Source organism: Streptomyces sp. NPDC007346 (genome assembly GCF_040703535.1).
Lineage (GTDB): Bacteria > Actinomycetota > Actinomycetes > Streptomycetales > Streptomycetaceae > Streptomyces.
Genome location: NZ_JBEYKR010000076.1, coordinates 1 through 18,425, shown reverse-complemented (window position 1 = coordinate 18,425; position 18,425 = coordinate 1). Strand labels below are relative to the sequence as shown.

Annotated in this window: 17 protein-coding genes and 1 pseudogene; 8 read left to right on the top strand and 10 right to left on the bottom strand. The window is 72.7% G+C overall.

Annotated features, from left to right (window positions below; genetic code table 11):
- The first annotated feature begins 261 nt into the window (after positions 1-261).
- Positions 262-1,425 (top strand): S8 family peptidase, encoded by a 1,164-nt coding sequence (locus tag AB0917_RS20365; protein WP_366820995.1) that lies wholly within the window; start codon positions 262-264, stop codon positions 1,423-1,425.
- A gap of 166 nt (positions 1,426-1,591) precedes the next feature.
- Here the strand turns inward: AB0917_RS20365 and AB0917_RS20360 are convergent, their stop codons facing one another.
- The gene (locus AB0917_RS20360; protein ID WP_366820994.1) at positions 1,592-2,509 is read right to left on the bottom strand and encodes a LysR family transcriptional regulator; all 918 of its coding nucleotides are present in this window, start codon (positions 2,507-2,509) and stop codon (positions 1,592-1,594) included.
- Between the two features lie 73 nt (positions 2,510-2,582).
- Between AB0917_RS20360 and AB0917_RS20355 the strand changes: the two genes are divergently transcribed.
- Complete coding sequence (locus tag AB0917_RS20355) at positions 2,583-3,635, top strand: DMT family transporter (RefSeq protein WP_366820993.1); 1,053 nt, start codon at positions 2,583-2,585, stop codon at positions 3,633-3,635.
- Here AB0917_RS20355 and AB0917_RS20350 read toward each other — a convergent pair.
- On the bottom strand, positions 3,622-4,953 hold the full coding sequence (locus AB0917_RS20350; protein ID WP_366820992.1) for an aminotransferase class I/II-fold pyridoxal phosphate-dependent enzyme: 1,332 nt from the start codon (positions 4,951-4,953) through the stop codon (positions 3,622-3,624). The two genes, AB0917_RS20355 and AB0917_RS20350, sit on opposite strands and share 14 nt — an antisense overlap.
- Positions 4,954-4,988: 35 nt before the next feature.
- Here AB0917_RS20350 and AB0917_RS20345 point away from each other — a divergent pair, with 35 nt between their 5' ends.
- Positions 4,989-5,684, top strand: coding sequence for a pyridoxamine 5'-phosphate oxidase family protein (locus AB0917_RS20345; protein ID WP_366820991.1), 696 nt, complete (start codon positions 4,989-4,991; stop codon positions 5,682-5,684).
- A 91-nt stretch (positions 5,685-5,775) separates the two neighbouring features.
- Here the strand turns inward: AB0917_RS20345 and AB0917_RS20340 are convergent, their stop codons facing one another.
- The 3 genes from AB0917_RS20340 to AB0917_RS20330 form a co-directional block, all read right to left on the bottom strand.
- On the bottom strand, positions 5,776-6,732 hold the full coding sequence (locus tag AB0917_RS20340; protein WP_366820990.1) for an EamA family transporter: 957 nt from the start codon (positions 6,730-6,732) through the stop codon (positions 5,776-5,778).
- A gap of 158 nt (positions 6,733-6,890) precedes the next feature.
- A complete protein-coding gene (locus AB0917_RS20335) occupies positions 6,891-7,916 on the bottom strand; it encodes an EamA family transporter (RefSeq protein ID WP_366820989.1) in 1,026 nt (341 codons plus the stop codon).
- Positions 7,917-8,192: 276 nt separating this feature from the next.
- Positions 8,193-8,735: a Clp protease N-terminal domain-containing protein gene (locus tag AB0917_RS20330; protein ID WP_366820988.1), complete on the bottom strand. Its 543-nt coding sequence runs from the start codon at positions 8,733-8,735 to the stop codon at positions 8,193-8,195.
- A gap of 255 nt (positions 8,736-8,990) precedes the next feature.
- Here AB0917_RS20330 and AB0917_RS20325 point away from each other — a divergent pair, with 255 nt between their 5' ends.
- Positions 8,991-9,185: a hypothetical protein gene (locus AB0917_RS20325; protein ID WP_366820987.1), complete on the top strand. Its 195-nt coding sequence runs from the start codon at positions 8,991-8,993 to the stop codon at positions 9,183-9,185.
- A 109-nt stretch (positions 9,186-9,294) separates the two neighbouring features.
- On the opposite strand, the gene AB0917_RS20320 is transcribed toward AB0917_RS20325, so the two are convergent.
- Positions 9,295-9,900: a PadR family transcriptional regulator gene (locus tag AB0917_RS20320; protein ID WP_366820986.1), complete on the bottom strand. Its 606-nt coding sequence runs from the start codon at positions 9,898-9,900 to the stop codon at positions 9,295-9,297.
- Positions 9,901-10,251: 351 nt separating this feature from the next.
- Between AB0917_RS20320 and AB0917_RS20315 the strand changes: the two are divergent.
- A pseudogene (locus tag AB0917_RS20315) lies at positions 10,252-10,728 on the top strand (LLM class F420-dependent oxidoreductase); the annotation flags it as partial.
- Positions 10,729-10,764: 36 nt separating this feature from the next.
- Here the strand turns inward: AB0917_RS20315 and AB0917_RS20310 are convergent.
- The gene (locus AB0917_RS20310; protein ID WP_366820985.1) at positions 10,765-11,502 is read right to left on the bottom strand and encodes a dienelactone hydrolase family protein; all 738 of its coding nucleotides are present in this window, start codon (positions 11,500-11,502) and stop codon (positions 10,765-10,767) included.
- 39 nt (positions 11,503-11,541) lie between these two features.
- Here AB0917_RS20310 and AB0917_RS20305 point away from each other — a divergent pair, with 39 nt between their 5' ends.
- The gene (locus AB0917_RS20305) at positions 11,542-11,943 is read left to right on the top strand and encodes an Imm10 family immunity protein (protein ID WP_366820984.1); all 402 of its coding nucleotides are present in this window, start codon (positions 11,542-11,544) and stop codon (positions 11,941-11,943) included.
- A gap of 245 nt (positions 11,944-12,188) precedes the next feature.
- On the opposite strand, the gene gap is transcribed toward AB0917_RS20305, so the two are convergent.
- Both gap and AB0917_RS20295 read right to left on the bottom strand, forming a co-directional pair.
- Complete coding sequence (gap, locus tag AB0917_RS20300; RefSeq protein WP_366820983.1) at positions 12,189-13,187, bottom strand: type I glyceraldehyde-3-phosphate dehydrogenase; 999 nt, start codon at positions 13,185-13,187, stop codon at positions 12,189-12,191.
- Positions 13,188-13,294: 107 nt separating this feature from the next.
- A complete protein-coding gene (locus AB0917_RS20295) occupies positions 13,295-14,251 on the bottom strand; it encodes a helix-turn-helix domain-containing protein (protein WP_366820982.1) in 957 nt (318 codons plus the stop codon).
- A 484-nt stretch (positions 14,252-14,735) separates the two neighbouring features.
- On the opposite strand from AB0917_RS20295, the gene AB0917_RS20290 reads away from it, so the two are divergent.
- Together AB0917_RS20290 and AB0917_RS20285 are read left to right on the top strand one after the other, a co-directional pair.
- Positions 14,736-16,268: an MFS transporter gene (locus AB0917_RS20290; RefSeq protein ID WP_366820981.1), complete on the top strand. Its 1,533-nt coding sequence runs from the start codon at positions 14,736-14,738 to the stop codon at positions 16,266-16,268.
- Between the two features lie 117 nt (positions 16,269-16,385).
- Positions 16,386-17,210, top strand: a complete 825-nt coding sequence (locus AB0917_RS20285; protein ID WP_366820980.1) for a PhzF family phenazine biosynthesis protein — start codon at positions 16,386-16,388, stop codon at positions 17,208-17,210.
- An 80-nt stretch (positions 17,211-17,290) separates the two neighbouring features.
- Here AB0917_RS20285 and AB0917_RS20280 read toward each other — a convergent pair whose 3' ends face one another.
- On the bottom strand, positions 17,291-18,112 hold the full coding sequence (locus tag AB0917_RS20280; RefSeq protein WP_366820979.1) for a CPBP family intramembrane glutamic endopeptidase: 822 nt from the start codon (positions 18,110-18,112) through the stop codon (positions 17,291-17,293).
- Positions 18,113-18,425: the final 313 nt, after the last annotated feature.

The following is an 18,425-nucleotide window of genomic DNA, read 5'->3' as shown; positions in this document are numbered from 1 at the left end:
GACGGGCGGGGCATGTCCTCGATGCGTACGCCGGCACCCCGCTCGATCAGGTCACAGGAGTTCACCTCCGCGACACCTGTGGAATAGGTGGCGGTACCTAGGGAACTACGGATTGCTCCGCCCGGTGGACAGGCCGAAAGTGAGTGCCGTCGCCGCAGGACCGACTCAGGTCGACGTCCACGCGGCGGTGTTCGACGCCCCACCCGGTCTCTCGACCGCGTCAGGGCATACCCCCCATTCTCACGAAAGGTCTGCCGCTCAATGAAGCGTTCACACCTCGCCGCCATGTTGCTGGCCCTGCCGGCGATCCTCGCCCCCGCCGTCGGTACCGCGGTCGCCGCCGACCACGACTCCGCGCCCAAGCTCATAGCCATCGAGCAGGCCCCGGACAGCAAGGTCATCACGGGCAACTACATCGTCACCCTCAAGTCGGGGACGACTGCCGACGGGCTCGTGAACAGACGGGGCATCAATACCCGTCACCTCTACAAGAACGTCTTCAACGGCTTCTCCGCGAAGCTCTCGGCCCAACAGCTCGCGGACCTGCGCCGTGACCCGTCGGTCGCGGCGATCGAGGAGGACCAGAAGATCACCGCCTCCGCGACCCAGAACAACGCCACGTGGGGGCTGGACCGCATCGACCAGCGGAACCGCCCGCTGAGCGGAACGTACACCTACAACCGCAACGGCTCCGGCATCACCGCCTACATCGTCGACACCGGGATCGACACCAACCACGCCGACTTCGGCGGCCGGGCCCGCAACGTCTACGACGCCTTCGGCGGCAACGGACGGGACTGCAACGGGCACGGCACCCACGTGGCGGGCACCGTGGGCGGCACCACCTACGGTGTCGCCAAGGGTGTCGCCCTGCGCGGCGTCCGCGTCCTGGACTGCAACGGCAGCGGCTCCTACTCCGGCATCATCGCCGGCTTCGACTGGATCCGTAACAACGCCGTGAAGCCCGCCGTGGCCAACGCCTCGCTCGGTGGCGGCTACTCGTCCGCGGTGAACAACGCGGCCGCCGCGCTGAACAACTCGGGCGTCTTCCTGGCCGTCGCCGCGGGCAACAGCAACGACGACGCCTGCAACTACTCGCCCGCGACCGCCCCCGGCGTCATCAGCGTCGCGGCCTCGGACAGCTCCGACCGCAGGGCCTCGTTCAGCAACTTCGGCCGCTGCACCGACATCTTCGCGCCCGGCGTCTCCGTCACCTCCGCCCGCCTGGGCGGTGGAACCACCCAGCTGAGCGGCACCTCCATGGCCTCCCCGCACGTGGCCGGTGTCGCGGCTCTGTACAAGGCGAACAGGGGTGAGGCCTCTTCCTCGACCATCAACAACTGGCTGATCAACAACGCCACGACCAACGTGATCAGCGGAGCCAACGGCTCGCCGAACCGTCTGCTGTTCAAGGCCGACTTCTGATGCGGTCCCTGACCCGATGATGTGCCGCGCGGCCTGGCCTCTCTCCGAGGTCAGGCCGCGCGGTGTTGGTCCTTTCCGCTGCGGCGGGGGACGCCGCCCTGCCCGCCGGCGACATCCTGGATGGCCGGAAGGCGCCTCGCAGCCGTGGTGGCTGCCCTCGCCAGCGTCAGGCGGCCGCCCCGGACGCCACCCGCTCCCCTGCCGCCCGCAGCGCGTCGACCGCGGCCCGGACCGAGGGGCGGCGGTCGGCGTCCGTACGCCAGACGGCATGGATGTGACGGCGCATGGTCTGCCGCACCGGCACCAGGGAGACCCCCTCGGGGACAGGCCCCCGGCCCAGTCGCGGCGCCACGCAGACGCCGAACCCGGCCGCGATCAGGGCGAGTTGCGTGTGGTGCTCACCGGCCAGGTGGGAGATGCGCGGCTCGATGCCCCGGGAGCGCAGGGTGAACATGAGCCACTCGTAACAGAATTCGCCCTCGGGCCAGGAGACCCACTCGTCCTGGGCGAAGTCCTCCAGATCGACTTCGGTCCGGTCGGCCAGCGGATGGCCGGCCGGCATGGCGATGTCCGGTGCATCGTCGAGGAGTTCGGCCTTGGTCAGGCCGCCGGGCACGGGCAGCCGCTTGTTGCTCCAGTCGAGCACCACGGCCACGTCGACGTCGCCCCGCAGCACGGCGAGGAGCCCCTGCTCCGGCTCCAGTTCCCTGGTGCGGGCCTTCAGTTCGGGGTGGTCCGTACGCAGGGAGGCGAGCGTGGCGGGCAGCAGTCCGCGCGCCGCCGTGGGAAAGGCGGAGAGCGTCACCTCGCCGACCACCTCGCCCCGCTGCGCCTCGATGTCGGACTGGGCCAGCTCCACCTGCGACAGGATGCGGGCGGCGTGGTCCGCCAGCAGCCGGCCCGCGTCGGTGAGACGGACCCCGCGGCCGTTCCTGGCGAGCAGTTGCTGTCCGACCTCACGCTCCAGCTTGGCCATCTGCTGCGAGACCGCCGACGTGGTGACATGCAGCCCCCCGGCGGCCCCGCTCACCGAACCGTGCCGGGCGAGGGCGTCCAGGGTGCGCAGCCGCTCCAGATTCAACATGTAAGTAATGCTACGCGAACAAGCACAGAAACTCTCACTTGTTCTAAGCAGTGCTGTTCGTCATCGTTGAGCCATGAGCGCCCCCTGCCAGCAGCCCGCCACCCCTGAGACCGCATCCGTGCCCCCGGCCCCACTCCCACCCGCCCCCGTTCCCGCTGCCGCCCCCGCCGCCCGGCGCCCGGCCGTCGACTGGCGGATCCGGTTCGCCGCACTCTCCTTGATCTGGGGGTTCAGCTTCCTGCTCATCAAGGTGGGCACGGAGGGGTACGCGCCGTTCCAGGTCACCCTCGGCAGGCTGCTCGCCGGCACCGCCGTCCTGGCCGTCGCGATGGCGATGCGCCGCGAGCGGCTGCCGCGCTCGGCCCGGACCTGGGGGCACATCACCGTGGCGGCGTTCTTCCTCAACGCGCTGCCGTTCTCCCTCTTCTCCTACGCCGAGCTGACGATCCCCTCCACCCTCGCCGGGATCTGCAACGCGACCTCGCCGCTGTGGGGCATGGCCCTGTCGGTGGTCGCCCTCTCCGAGGACCGTCCGACCCGCCGCCGTGTCGCGGGCCTGGGCGTCGGTTTCCTGGGTGTGCTGACGGTCCTGGGCGCCTGGCAGGGCTTCTCCGGCCTCGACCTGCCCGGTACGGGGATGGCGCTGCTGGCCTCGTTCAGCTACGCGGTCGGCTGGATCTACGTCCGCCGCACACTGACCGGCACCGGCTCCTCCACGCTGACGCTCACCGGCAGCCAGCTCTTCGTCGGGACGCTGCAACTCGCCGTGGTGACCCCGGTGTTCACCTCGGCCCCCGACACCTTCCCCCTGCTGCCCACGCTGTCCGTCCTGGCGCTGGGAGCGCTCGGTACGGGGCTTGCGGTGCTGCTCCAGTACGGGCTGGTCCAGGAGGTCGGCCCGACGACCGGGCAGATGGTCACCTACTTCATCCCGGTGATCGCCACGGCGGCGGGCGTCGTCCTGCTCGGCGAGCAGCTGAGCTGGAACACCCCGGTGGGCGCGGTGATCGTGCTGGCCGGCGCGGCCCTCACCCAGAGCCGCGCGTCGGCCGCGGCGACCCGGCCCGCCCGACCGCGGCAGGGCCGTACGGCGGACGACGGCACGAAGTGGCTCAACCGTACGTGACCGGCCGCGCGGGTCCGGCCGCCGCCGCCACCGCGTCCGCCAGCGGCCCGATGTCCGCCGGGGTCAGCCGCGACACGGTCAGCCGCACCGCCTGGGGTGCGCCCATCCGGAAGCGCGCTCCCGGGGCCACGGCCCAGCCCGCGTGCAGCAGCCGGGCCACGGCCCCGGTCTCGTCGCTGACGGGCACCCACACGTTCATCCCGCTACGCCCGTGGGCCATCACCCCGCGCTCCGCCAGGGCCTGTACGAGGGCGTCGCGGCGCTCCCCGTAGGACCGGGCGACGGCGGCGGTGTCGACGGCGCCCGAGGTCCACAGGTGGAGCACGGCACGCTGGAGCAGCCGGCTGACCCAGCCGGGCCCCAGCCGCTGCCGGCCGGCCACCCGGTCGACCGTGACCGCGTCCCCGGTGAGGACGGCGACCCGCAGGTCGGGCCCACACGCCTTGGCCGCCGACCGGACGTACGCCCAGTGGTCCGTGGTGCCCGCCAGCGGGTGCAGCGGCAGGTCGACGATGTCGTGGCCGTGGTCGTCCTCGATCAACAGCACGTCGGGGTGGCGGGCGAGCACGGCCCGGAGCTCCCGGGCGCGGCTCCCGCTCACCGAGGCGCCGGTCGGGTTCTGCGCCCGGTCGGTGACGAGGAGCGCCCGCGCTCCGGCCCGCAGCACCCGCTCCACGTCGGCGACCAGCGGCCCGTCGTCGTCCACCCCGACCGGTACGGTGCGCAGGCCGAGCGCCGGTACGAGGTCGAGCACGCTGCCCCACCCCGGGTCCTCGACCGCCACCGCGTCGCCCGGCCTCAGGTGTGCCGCGAGCACGCGCTCGATGGCGTCGAGGGCGCCGGAGGCCACCGCCACCGGCCCGTCGGGCACCCCGTCGGCGTCCATCTCCCCCCGCGCGTACGCGGCGAACTCCGGGACCACGGGCGCCTCGCCGTACATGCCGGGGTGCTCGGCGTCGGCCGCGGCGGCCGCGGCGAGCGCCGGGCCGAGCTCCGGCAGCAGGGCCGGATCGGGGTTGCCCTTGCCGAGGTCCCGTACGCCCGGCGGCGCCTCGACGCGCAGGGAGCCCCGGGGGGTGCTGGCCGGACGCGGCCGCACCCGGCTCCCCCGGCGCCCCGCCGTCTCGATGACCCCGCGCTCGCGCAGCGTCCGGTAGGCGGCCGCCACCGTGTTCGGGTTCACCCCCAGCCGCACCGCCAACTCCCGCATGGGGGGCAGCACATGACCGGGCGCGAGGTCCCCGGAACCGACCCCGCGCTCCACACTGGCGGCGATTTCCGATGCGCGCCGCCCACTGATCCGATACTCTCCTAGCACAAACAAGAGTATGCACTAGTGCAATGGAGTACGCAATGCCGGACACCGCATCGCCCACCGCCACGGCCCCCGGCGCCGCCACGTCCTACACCCCCACCGACCGCACGGTACCCACCCGGGCCAAGGAGCGGGCCTCCTACGACCGCGAGCTGGTCCACTCGGTGCTCGACGAGGCCTACCTCTGCCACCTCGGCTTCGTCCGGGACGGGGCGCCGGTCGTGCTGCCGACCCTGTTCGGGCGGGTCGGGGAGCGCCTGTACGTCCACGGGTCGACCGGCTCCCGCCCGCTGCGCGACACCCGGGCCGCGGATCCGGGGCTGCCGGTCTGCCTGACCGTCACCCACGTCGACGCCCTGGTGCTGGCCCGGTCCGCCTTCCACCACTCGCTGAACTACCGCTCCGTGGTGGTCCACGGCATCGCCACCACCGTGACCGACCCCGAGGAGCGGCGCGTCGCCCTCGACGCGATCGTCGACCAGGCCGTCCCCGGCCGCTCGCGGGACGCCCGCCCGGCCGACGCCAGGGAACTGGCCGCCACGGCGGTGATCCGGCTGGACCTGGACGAGGTCTCCGCGAAGGTCCGCACCGGAGGCCCGAACGACGAGCCGGAGGACCTCGCCCTCCCCCACTGGACCGGGATCGTGCCGCTCACCCGGGGCTACGCGCAGCCGGTCCCGGCGGACGACCTGGACCCGGCCGTCGACGTACCGGACTATCTCCGCGCCCTCTGATCCCGGGCACTTGGGAGGGGCCCGGCGCGGGGCGCTCCGACGGGCCCGGCGCCTCGGCGCCCCGCTCAAAGCCCGTCCGCCGCCACGGCCGCTACACCACCAGGGCCTCCCGCCGGCGCGTGACCGCGGCGCCCCGCGCCTCGGCGAGGGCCAGCCCGGCCACGGCGGCCAGCAGGAGCAGGGTGCCGACGACGGTGGCCGCCGTCAGCCGCTCCCGCAGAACGGTGACCGCGATGACCGCGGCGCTCACCGGTTCCAGAAGCATGATCACGGAGACGGTGGCCGAGCGGACGGCGGCGGCCCCCGCGAAGTACAGCGCGTACGCGAGCGCGGTGGGCACCGCCGCCACGTAGACCAGCAGCCACAGCACCTGTCCCGTCTCGGCGGTGTGCGGCACGAGCCCCTCGGCCGCCGCCATGGGCAGCAGCCCCACCGCTCCGATGCCGAACGCCCAGGCGCTGGTGGTCAGCGCGTCACCGCCGCCGCCGTCCCGCCCGAGCCATCGGGTGAGCAGGGTGATCGCCGCGTACCCGGAAGCGGACAGGAGCGCCAGCAGCACCCCGGCCGGGACGACGTCACCCCCCTCACCACCCAGGACCAGCACGGCCAGGCCGGTCAGCGCCCCGGTCACGGCGGCCAGGCCGCCCCTGCCGAGCCGCTCGCCCAGCAGCAGCCGTGCGCCTACGGCGATCAGGACGGGCCCGGCGCCGAGCGTGACGACGGTGCCGACGGCGAGGCCGGTGACCTCGACGGCTGCGAAGTACGCGCTCTGGAACACGGTGAGACCCACGCCCGTGGCGAGGATGCGCAGCAGTCGGCGGCGCCGGGGCTCGGGCCGCCGGGGCGCACGGCCAGGACGCAGGGCGAGCACCCCCGCCAGCAGGACGAGGCCGCCGACGCAGCGCCAGAAGGACAGAGCGAGAGGGCCGAGATCGCTGATCCGGAAGATCAGGGAGGCGGCCGCGCCGGCGGTACCCCAGGCGACTCCGGCGACGACGAGGTACAGCAGGCTCCGCCCGACGGGCAGCACGGAAACAGAGGTGGTCATGTGACTTCTCCCGAGGAGGACAGGGTGGTGGTCGCTCGACTCCGCACGCGGGCAGCGACGAACCGCTCGGGGACTGCCCGAGCCCGGTCTTCGTCAGGAGTGGCCGCCCGCGCTAGGCGGCGGGCGGCGGCAGCACAGTCAGATGCATGACCGGCACACTAATGCCGGAGCCGCTCGGCGGACAACCCGCTCTCGGCGGCGACGGCCGCCGTACCCGCACCTGCGGCGACGGGTCCCGACGGCGGTTTCGGGGCGGCCGACTGCGCGATGAACGCACCGGTCAGGACCACGAAGCCGCCGATGAGCTGCGGCGCGGAGAGGTGCTCGCCGAGCAGCACCCAGGCCAGGACGGTCGCGATGACCGCCTCCAGACAGGCGACGACCCCGGCGACCTGCGGCGAGAGCATCCGGACGGAGACGACGCCACTGGCGTACGCGAGCACGGTGGCGATCAGCACGATCCAGCCGAGCAGCAGCCAGGCGGGGACCTCGTTGCCGTCCATCCCGGCGGTCCCGCCGAGCAGCGACCAGTCCATGCCCCACGGGCGCGCCACGAGGGTGAGGACGAGGGCGCCGACGACCAGACCGTACGAGATGACGCCGAGCGGGTGCGGAGGTTCGACGCGCCGGCCGTCGGCGCCCGTGCCCCCCTGGCCGCCGTGGTCGGAGAGGACGAAGTAGCCGACCTGGCAGCAGGCCGCGCCCAGGGCGAGCAGCAGCCCGAGGGCGTCGAAGCCGAGCCCGGCCCAGACCTCGACGACACAGGCGAGGCCGCCGACCGCCAGGACCACGCCGAGCGCCGCCGCCCGGGTGACGGGCCGGCGCTGGACGAACCGGACCCAGCCGAGGACCAGCGCGGGGGCCAGATACTCGACGAGGAGCGCCACACCGACCGGGATACGGGAGATCGCGGCGAAGTAGCAGGCCTGCACACCGGCCACGGCGAAGAGCCCGAACCCGGCCAGCAGGGCGGGCCGCTCACGTACCAGGTTCCGGTGGCGCCAGGCGACCGGCAGCATGATGACGGCGGCGCCCGCCACCCGGAGCCACACCACGTGCAGCGGGTCGAGCCCCGCCTCGATCAGTGGCTTGGCGGCGACCCCCGAGCCGCCGAAAGCGAAGGCCGACAGCAGGGCGAGCCCCAGGCCGGCGCTTCGCTTCTGAGTACCCCGAGACGCGTGCATCGGCACATCATGACAGCAGCCGACAGCACCGTCACCTCGGTCACACCTGTCGGGCCACCTCGGCCGCACACCACGCCGCCCCGCCTGCCCCACAGGACCGTCGCACCCGTATGCCGCGCGGCCATGGCCCCTGAACATCGCAGCCGTACACCGCGCCGTCACCCCCGCCGGAACGCCTCGGCCGTACACCGCGCCACCACACCCGCCCTGCCGGACCGTCGCAGCCGTACGCCGCGCCGTCACGGCCCCCGAACCTCGCAGCCGTACACCGCGCCGTCACCCCCGCCGGGACGCCTCGGCCGTACGCTGCGCCGCGCGGCCCGACAGCCACCGCGCGTCCACGCCCGCCCGGCCCAGCACCTCCACCGCGCGGCACTCGCCGTCGGCGGCCAGTGCGGCGAGGAGATCCAGCCCGCGGGCGCTCGGCTCCCCGCGCAGCCCGGCCCTGCGCCGGGCGTCCTCCATCGCGGTGACGGCGGACGGGGACCAGCCCTCCGCGGCCGGGTCCCGTATGACGGGGACGGCGCCGGAGTCCTCCACCGACCCCTGCCAGCGGAGCCCGTAACCGATGCTGCGCTGCACGAGGTAGCCGAGCACCTTGGCCAGCTGCGGTCCGCCGTCGAAGGCCTCGCGGACCTCGGGGTCGCTCTCGACGAGGGAGTGCAGAAGGTGGGCGGTGTCGATCTGGCGGTCACCGTCGCGCAGCGCACGCCTGCGCGCACCCGTCACGACCGAGACCAGTTCGGCGGTGAATCTGGCATCGGGTCCGAGGGGGTTCGGGGCGGGCTGTTCGGGGATCCGCGGCGTCCGGTTTTGCACTACTCCACCCCATCAGTCCCGGGGCGGCGAAGCATCGGCGGAGCGACCCATTCACGCGTCCCACCCAAGTTGGGCAGACCGGAGCGGCCCCTCATCCCTGCGGATGAGATCGCGCCACGGCGTACAACCATCGCTCTCAGGGGGGCGCGCCGCCTTGCGCCGCACTCCCCCGGGCAACCGCCACCCCCTGCGCGTACGTCCCTCAGGCCACAGCGCGCAACAGCACGCATCGGCTCCGGGCGGAGGGCTTCAGGGGTGTTCTGGATGGTCGCGCTGCTCGCGCAGGACGGGATGGAGTACGTCTACCGCGTGTACGCACCGGACGACGCCCTGCCCGCCGATCTGTTCTGGGCCGCCTTCCACTGCCACGACGAAGGCCCGCACCCGCGCGCGTCGGACCGCTTCGACGCGGCGGCGATCTGGCGGAACCGGCAGCACCAGCAAACCTGACGGCGCATCATCACCGCCTCGGCAATGCGCGCCGGGGCTCGCACGCGAGAGGGACCCCGCTCCCTGCGGGGCCCCTCGCGCGGCAACGACCGTCCTCCTGCTCAGCTGCTCAGCGCTCGTCGGCGAGAATCAGGTAGAGCTTCTTACGGGCGTCGTTGATGACGGTCAGCGCCTTCTCCCGCTGATCGGCGGAGCCGGTCTTCCAGACCTGCCCGAACGCCTCCATCAGACCGAATCCGGCCTGGCGGATCTCGTTCACGCCCTCCCAGTCGGCACCGCGCCCGGCCTCCTCCCAGGGAGCCTCGGGACCGGACTCGGCCTCACCGCGCCCGGATTCGGTGAGCGTGAACAGCTTCTTGCCGCCCTCGCTCGCGCTGACGATCAGCCCCTCGTCCTCCAGGAGCTGAAGGGTCGGGTAGACCGAGCCGGGGCTGGGCTTCCACGCCCCGCCGCTGCGCTCGCCGATCTCCTGGATCATCTCGTACCCGTGCATCGGCCGGTCCTTCAGCAGGGCCAGGATCGACGCGCGCACATCACCGCGCCGCGCCCTCCCCCGACCTCCACCGCGGCCACGCCCACCGCCGAAGGGCCCGCCACCGAACGGCGGCCCGAACGGCCCGAAAGCGGCCCGGCGCCCTTCATGACCGCCTCGACCGTGATGACCGGGCCCGTAGTGCCCCGGTCCGTGCTCATGCTCGTATCCGTGTGAACGCATCGCTACGCTCCTTCCATCGTCGATCTGTCGCGATGCGTCAACGATATATCGGAAGCTATCGCATGGCAAGGCACCGTCGCGGTGCGCGCTGATGACCTGTGACAGCGATCTCGCGTCGGTTGTCACTGAAGCCGGACCGATGACGGTCCATGCCGGCGAAGATGAGTCACTGCTCTGTCTGTGACACCGGGGATGGGGCGACCGCTTGCCCTGCCTGCGACTTCTCAGACCTCATGAGCCGGAGCACGGTAGTAGCCATCATCGGAATCCGTTGGCCTATGGCTGCGGTCGGACACAGCACGGCGGTCGTCACCGGCTGGGCAGGCCGCCTGTCACCCACAGCACGCGACGCTCGGCGAGGCGTTCCCCGGACGTTACGTACTCGGCCTGGGCGGACACCGCGTCGACAGCACCGTTGACGACGTGGACGGTGCTGTCGTACCGGCTCGCAGCAGGGCGGTGGCCACGATGCGCTCCTACCTGGACGCCATGGACGCTTCCCCCGCCCACAGCCCGATACCGGCCCCGGCACCGCGCCGCGTACTGGCCTCACTGGGCCCGAAGATGCTGAAGCTGGCCGCCGAACGCACCTGGGGCGCGCACACGTACTTCGTGCCCGTCGAGCACACCGCACGGGCACGCCAGATCATGGGGCCGGATGCGTTCCTCGCAGTCGAGCAGGCTGCTGTGCTCGACCATGACCTCGGCCGGGCCCGGGAGGTGGCCTCGGCGCATGTAGCCGGCTGCCTGGCGATGGCACCGCACCAAGAGGTGAACGTACGTCGGCTGGGCTTCGGGGACGAGGACATCGTCGGCGGCGCGAGTCGAACTCGCGGCCGCTCCGGTGCCCCGTCCCAGCCGGGGTCATGCCCCCAGGCCCTCGGTCACGGGCAGGCACTCGGCGAGCAGGTCGACGACGTCGCGCCAGGCTCGCCGCGCGTGCTGGGGGTGGTAGCCGACGCCCGGGACCGTGGGGTGGTCGACCGGCGGGTGGTGGAAGGCGTGCAAGGCGCCGCCGTAGACCGTGAGGCGCCAGTCGACGCCCGCGGCCTGCATCTCGGCGGTGAACGCGTTCCGTTGCGCGGGTGGCATGATCGGGTCTTCCGAGCCGACCCCGGCCCACACCGGGCAGCGGATGCGCGCCGCCTCGCCCGGTCGGCCCGTGGTGGTCGCGTTGACTGTCCCGATCGCGCGCAGGCTGACGCCGTCGCGCCCGAGTTCCAGCCCGACGGCGCCCCCGGTGCCGTAGCCGACGGCGGCGATCCGGTCGGGGTCGGTCCGCGGTTCGGTGCGCAACACGTCGAGCGCCGCATGGCCGATGCCCCGCATCCGGTCGGGATCAGCGAGCAGCGGCAGGCAACGGGCCAGCATCTTCTCGGGGTCGCCCAGATAGCGCCCGCCGTGAAGATCGAAGGCCAGCGCCACATATCCCAGTTCGGCGAGAGCGTCGGCCCGGCGGCGCTCGACGTCGCTGAGCCCCATGCCCTCCGGTCCGAGCAGCACCGCGGGCCGGCGGTCGACACCGGCCGGGAGCGCGAGGTGCCCGATCATCGTCAGACCGTCGGCCGGATACTCGACCGTACGCGTCGTCATCGTCGTCATGAGACTGGACTGTAGAGATCGTCGAGCCCGGTCCGGCCGTTGTTCTGCCGCTGGCAGAACAGCACCGAGATCGACCCTGACGGCTACTTCACGGAAGCCGCCCTTGCCGATGGAGCGGACGGGAGCGGCTTCGTCCTGATGTTCATGGCGGGAGAGGAAGAGCCCGACGATCAGGAGGTGACCCTGGGGATGGACACGCACTGCCTGGTCACGGCCGAGCAGGGAACCGCGTACGGCTGTGTGCGTGAGGCCGTTCTCACGGGCAACGTCCTCCACCTCTCGCTCGCCCCCGAAGCGCTGCAAGACCTGCGGTTGGATGACACCGAGATCGAGGCCGTCATCGAAGCGCCGGCCGAGGACATCGTCCAGTTCCGGGAAGTTCTCGCCCAGGTGCTCAGCTACGGACGGGTGGATGCTGTGCCCGGTCGCCTTGCCGTCTGATCTGGTCACCCCGCCGCCGAACCCGGTGCTCGACCGGCCGTGCGCATCGACGTCGTGGCCCTCGGCCCACACTCCGGTCACGCCCTTCGAACGGGATACGGCAGTGGGGTGATGCAGCGGACGGGTTTCCGGCCCGGCGCCCTACCGGCCCCGCTCGCGGCTGCCCGGGGCAGCCGGGCGGCGGCCGGTCAGGCGACCGACACCGAGCCCGCCGGCTCTCCGTGGGAGAGCCGCCCCGGCTCCGGTCAGCCGGTGGCGAGGAGTTCGAGCGTGTCGATCACGCGGTTCGAGAAGCCCCACTCGTTGTCGTACCAGGCGACCACCTTGACGTGGCGGCCGTCGACGCGGGTGAGGGCCGAGTCGAAGATCGCCGAGGCGGGGTTGCCCGTGATGTCGGAGGAGACGAGCGCGTCGTCCGAATACTCCAGTACGCCCGCGAGCGGCCCCAGGGCCGCGGTGCGGTACGCCTCCAGCACGTCCTCGCGCGTCACATCGCGGGCGACGGTCGTGTTGAGTTCGACGATCGAGCCCACCGGAACCGGCACGCGGATCGAGTCGCCCGACAGCTTGCCGTCGAGGTTCGGCAGCACGAGGCCGATCGCCTTGGCGGCGCCGGTTGTGGTCGGCACGATGTTGACGGCGGCGGCGCGGGCGCGGCGGGCGTCGCGGTGCGGGCCGTCCTGCAGGTTCTGCTCCTGCGTGTAGGCGTGCACCGTCGTCATGAAGCCGTGCTCGATACCGGCGAGATCATCGAGCACCTTGGCCAGTGGGGCCAGCGCGTTGGTCGTGCACGAGGCGTTCGAGACGATCGTGTGCTCGGCGGGGTCGTACGCGTCGCTGTTGACCCCGAACGCGAGCGTGACATCGGCGCCGTCCGCCGGCGCGCTGACGAGGACCCTTTTCGCGCCCGCGTCGAGGTGGGCGCCGGCGGCCTTGGCCGATGTGAAGCGGCCGGTCGCCTCCAGCACAATGTCGACGCCCAGCTCGGCCCACGGCAGCTGCGCCGGTTCGCGCTCGGCGAGCACGGTGATGCGGTGGCCGTCGACGACGAGGGCGTCCCCGTCGACGGTCACCGGCCGGCCGAGCCGGCCCGCCGTGCTGTCGTAGGCGAGCAGCCGGGCGAGGGCGGCGGGCTCCGTGAGGTCGTTGACGGCGACGACCTCGAGGGTGCTGTCACGCTCCAGCAGCGCGCGCAGCACGTTGCGCCCGATGCGGCCGAAACCGTTGATGGCGATGCGAGTCATGAGTGGGCTCCTTTCGGGTTCGTCATCAGGTTCTCGCTCGGCATCCTCCGGTGACAGCGGCGTGATCGCCACGGTCCGCAAGGATCACGCCAGGCCGTGGTGGCGGGCTACCGCCTCTGGGCGAAGGTGCGCCGGTACTCGCTCGGCGTCGTGCCGAGGATGCGCTGGAAGTGCAGCCGCAGATTGGCTCCGGTGCCGAGACCGACATCGGCGGCGATCTGCTCGATGCCCCGCTGCGAACGCTCGAGCAGCTCACGGGCCACGTCGATGCGGGCCCTCATCACCCACTGCATGGGCGTGTACCCCGTGTCCTCGACGAAGCGCCGCGAGAACGTGCGCGGCGACACCGCCGCGTGCCGGGCGAGCACGTCGAGGGTGAGGGGCTCGCCGAGCCGGTGCAGCGCCCACTCCCGGGTGGCGGCGAACTGCTCGCCGAGCGACTCGGGCACACTGCGCGGCACGTACTGCGCCTGACCGCCGCTGCGGTAGGGGGCCGCCACCAGGCGCCGTGCCGCATGGTTGGACGCGGAGACCCCCAGATCGCCGCGGAGAATGTGCAGGCACAGGTCGATGCCCGAGGCGGCGCCGGCCGACGTCAGTACGCTGCCCTCGTCGACGAACAGGACGTTCGCGTCGACCCGGACGAGCGGACGCTTCGCCGCGAGTGCCCGTGTGTAGTGCCAGTGCGTCGTGGCGCGCTTGCCGTCGAGCAGCCCCGTGGCCGCGAGCGCGAAGGCCCCCGTCGAGATGGCGGCGAGCCGCGCGCCCCGCTGGTGGGCGGCGATCAGCGCGTCGACGACGGCCTGCGGCGGGTCGTCGCGGTCCGGGTGCCGGTAGCCGGGAACGAAGACGATGTCAGCCCACGCGAGCGCCTCGACGCCATGGGCGACGTAGTACGACAGGCCGTCGCCGCCGGCCACGGGACCGGGCGCCGCACCGCAGACCCGCACCTCGTACGGCATGCTCGCGCGGGTCGTGAACACCTGTGCGGGAATGCCGACATCGAGGGGCTTCGCACCTTCGAGGACGAGGACGGCGACGCGACGCAGGGGTGAGGCTGACACGGGGAGAGAGTACGTGGGGTGCGGGGACGTCGCACCGCAGTTGCCGAAGCTGGAGGGGGCCGCGCAGACCCGCCCAGGCCCACGCAGGCCCGCCGGGAGCTGTGTCCGTCCAGGCGCGGGCATCCCCGCGAACCGGCGCGCCCTCACCGGGAGAGGCCGGCCCCGGCCGGTGTGCACCAGCGGTAAATCTCCTTTCGCCGCCGACCGCCGAGAGCTAGCGTTCGGGACGACGAGTGACCCACGAGGGGAGCGGTGAGGCATGCCCGGTCCGTCCGAGCGCGCGTTGACGTCGTAGGCCGCCACCGGCCCGTCATCGCGTGCTGCCTGCCCCTGAGGTCGCGGCACAGCGAGCCCTTCACCCCGCCCCGAGCCCCGGATGCGCGCCTTCGCGCGCCGGGCGGCGGCGGTTCTCGTTCCGGCGATCCCAGGGGTTTCCGTGCCGCCCTCCTCCCCCGCTTCCCCTTCTTTGCCCTCCTCCGCCTCCGTGTGGCGGGACGCTGACTTCCGCAGACTCTGGGTGGGCCAGACCGCCTCCCAGCTCGGTGAACACACGACGCTCGTCGTTCTCCCGCTCTTCGCCGTCCTGACGCTCGATGCCGGCGCGGGACAGTTGGGTGCCCTCCGTGCCGTGGGGCAGGCTCCCATCCTGTTGCTCTCGCTCCTGGCGGGCGCGTGGGTGGACCGGTGGCGGGCCCGTACGGTGATGGTGCTGACGGACGCCGCCCGCGCCGTGGCGCTGGGCGCGGCCGCCCTGGCCGGTCTTCTCGGACTGCTCGGGCTGCCCGCGCTGTTCGTGGTCGCCCTCACCGTCGGGGCTCTGTCCGTCCTCTTCGACGTCGCTTATCAGGCCTCCCTCGTACGGCTGGTGAGGCGGGATCAGCTCCTGCGGGGCAACAGCGCGCTGGAGGGCAGCCGGTCCGCGGCGCAGATCGGCGGCCCCGCACTCGGCGGTACGTTGGTGTCGCTGCTCCCGGCGCCGGTCGCGGTGGCCACCGGCGCGGTCTTCTTCGCGGTGTCGTTCGTGTCGCTGCGTCGGATCCGCCGGGCCGAGGCGGTACCCGAGCGCGCCGCACCGGTTCCGGCACATCCAGCACATCCGGCATATCCAGCACGTACCGCTCGGGTCCGGCGGCGGATGCGCGAGGGGCGGCGCCTCGGTCAGAGACGTCGGACCGGTCAAGGACTTCGGCTCCGCGATGAGCCGGGGGCCACTCCAGGCCTCCGAGGCCGCAAGGGGCTGCGGGCCGCTCAAGGACTTCAGAACCGCGACGACCCGGGGCTCCGTCAAGAACTCCGGGACCGCGACAACCCGGGGCTCCGTCAAGAACTCCGGGACCGCCACGACCCGAAGCCCCCTCAAGGACTCCGGAACCGCCACGACCCAGGGCCCCCTCAAAGACCCCAAATCCGTGAAGGGCTCCGCTTCGTCGCCCGACATGCCCTGCTGCGGGCCGTGTGCCTCGCCTCGGCCGCCTTCCAGTTCTCGTTCGCGGCCACGATGACCCTCTACCTGCTCTTCCTCCCGCGCGAACTCCACCTGGCGGGCGCCACCGTCGGCCTCGCCCTCGCGGCGACCGGTCCGGGTGCGCTCCTGGGCTCGGTCCTGGCCGCGCGGCTGCCGCACCGGTACGGCCATGGCGTGGTGCTCGTGTCCGCCGCGGTGCTCGGCAACGGCGCCCTGCTGTGGGTCCCCGCCCTGCACGGCCGCTCGGCGGTGACCGTGCCCGCGCTCCTGGCGGTCAACTTCGTGTTCGGGGCCTTCAGCCAGCTGGTGAACGTCACGGTCATGTCGGTGCGGCAGGCGGTCACGCCGGACGGGATGCAGGGCCGTGTTGCTGCGACGATCACCTTCGTCGGCATGGGGTTCACCCCGCTCGGCTCGCTGCTCGGCGGCCTCCTCGCGCAGGAGTGGGGGCTGCGCACCACCCTCCTGGTGTCGGCCGCGGCCATGATGCTGTCTCCCGTCGTGATGGCCGTGTCCCCGCTCGCCCGCCTGGGACGGACACTCCCGGCATGACGCGCACCACGGGCCACGCGCGAACCGAGGCCGCCCGGCCGAGGCAACCGTGCGCAGGGGCCAGGAACCCCGAATTGGCCTTGGTCCGTGGCCGCGCGGGGCCTCTACGGTCGGCCCATGAGGATTCGTATCGTCGACGCGTTCACCGACCGCCCCTTCTCCGGCAACCCCGCGGGGGTTCTCCTGCTGGAGTCCGCCGCCTTCCCGGACGCCGAGCGGCTCCAGGAGGTCGCCACCGAGGTCAACCTCTCCGAGACGGCCTTCGCCCACCCGCTGCCGCCCGGCGGCGAGGCCGACTGGGCGCTGCGCTGGTTCACCCCGGCGACCGAGGTCGCCATGTGCGGGCACGCCACACTTGCCACCGCGCACGTCCTGCACACCACGGGGCGGGCCACCGGCACCGTACGCTTCACCGCGCGCTGCGGGATCCTCACCGCAACCGCCCACCCGGACGGCACCCTCACCCTCGACTTCCCCACCGCCCCGCTGCGCGAGGAGCCCGCGCCGCCGCCCGGCCTGGCCGGGGCGCTGGGCGCGGAGCCGGTCTCGGTCCACGACACCGGTGAGGACATCGGCGACCTCCTCGTCGAACTCCGCGACGAAGCGGCCGTACGGGCTCTCGCCCCGGACTTCGCCGGCCTCGTGGCCCACTCCCGGCGCGGCATCATCGCCACGGCCGCCGCCGAGGACCCCGCCCGTGGCTACGACTACGTCTCGCGTGGCTTCTTCCCCGGCGTCGGCATCGACGAGGACCCGGTGACCGGCAGCGCCCACACCGCCCTGGCCCCGTTCTGGTCGGCCCGTCTCGGCCGGGACGACCTCATCGGGCTCCAGGCGTCCGCCCGCTCCGGGCTCGTACGCACCGCGCTGCGCGGCGAGCGCACCCTGCTGACGGGCACGGCGGTCACCGTCATCGACGGCGAGCTGCTGACGACCTTCTGAGCGTGCGGTCGGCCACCCTCCGAGAGTCGGGAGGGGCGGCGTACGGGACCACCCGCGCCGCCCCTCCCCCCCTCCCCCTCCTACGGCGTCGGCAGCCAGTCCACCTTTCCCGCGAGCAGCGCGTACCCGACGAACGCCCCGATGTCGAGCAGCGTATGGGCGACGACCAGCGGCCCCACCCGCCCCCAACGCCGGTACAGCAGCACGAAGACGACGCCCATCACCAGGTTGCCGATGAAGCCGCCGATGCCCTGGTAGAGGTGGTACGAGCCGCGCAGCACGGAGCTGGCCACCAGCGAGGCCATGGGGGTCCAGCCCAACTGGTCCAGTCTCCGCAGCAGGTAGGCGACGACGATGACCTCCTCCACCACGGAGTTCTGCGCCGCGGAGAGGATCAGTACCGGGAATTTCCACCAGACGTCGGGCAGCGATTCCGGAACGACGGTGAGATTGAACCCGGTGGCCCTGGCCACCAGGTAGAAGGCGAGTCCGGCGCTGCCGATGCCGGCCGCGATCAGGGTCCCGCGGCCGAGGTCGAACCACGGCCTCGTGCGGTCGAATCCGACGGTCCGCAGACTCGCGCCCTCCCTGATCAGCAGGTGCGCCACGAGCGCGACCGGCACCAGCGCCGTTGCGATTCCGAACATCTGCCAAGCCAGATCGAGCCATGGACGGCCCGGGGCGTACGAACCGTTCAGCGTCGCCGCCTGGTCCTTCAAACCCCCCGGTCTCGTCAGCGATCCGACAAAACTGATGAGCGCGGAGACCGCACTCGCGCCCAGGGAGAGCGCCAGGACCAGTACCGTCTCCGACCACAAGGTCCTTCGTGATGCGCCCTCTTGGGGAAGAGGCTCAGCCACGCGCCCTGTCTCCACCGGTCCACCTGCCTTTTGTTCTGCCATCGCGTCTCATCCCGCCCACCGTCCCAGCCAGGGTCTCGAATGACGGTACGAAGATCATGCGTGACAGGCCGAGGGACGGCCACCATCGCCGACGGTGGCCGTCCCTCTCTTCTCTGTTCGTCGTTGCTCGTGCGCCTTCAGGGGCACCACCGGCACGGGACGTCACAGCTTGCCCGACGCCGACGCGCCGGGGGAACGCGGGATGCCTCTCCCGGGGCGCAGCCCGTGCTCAGCGCCGGGGGCGGCGCCAGCGACCCGGGGGGGCTGACGGCCCGCGCCCCCCCCCCCGGGAGTGGACACCGCAGGGGGGCGG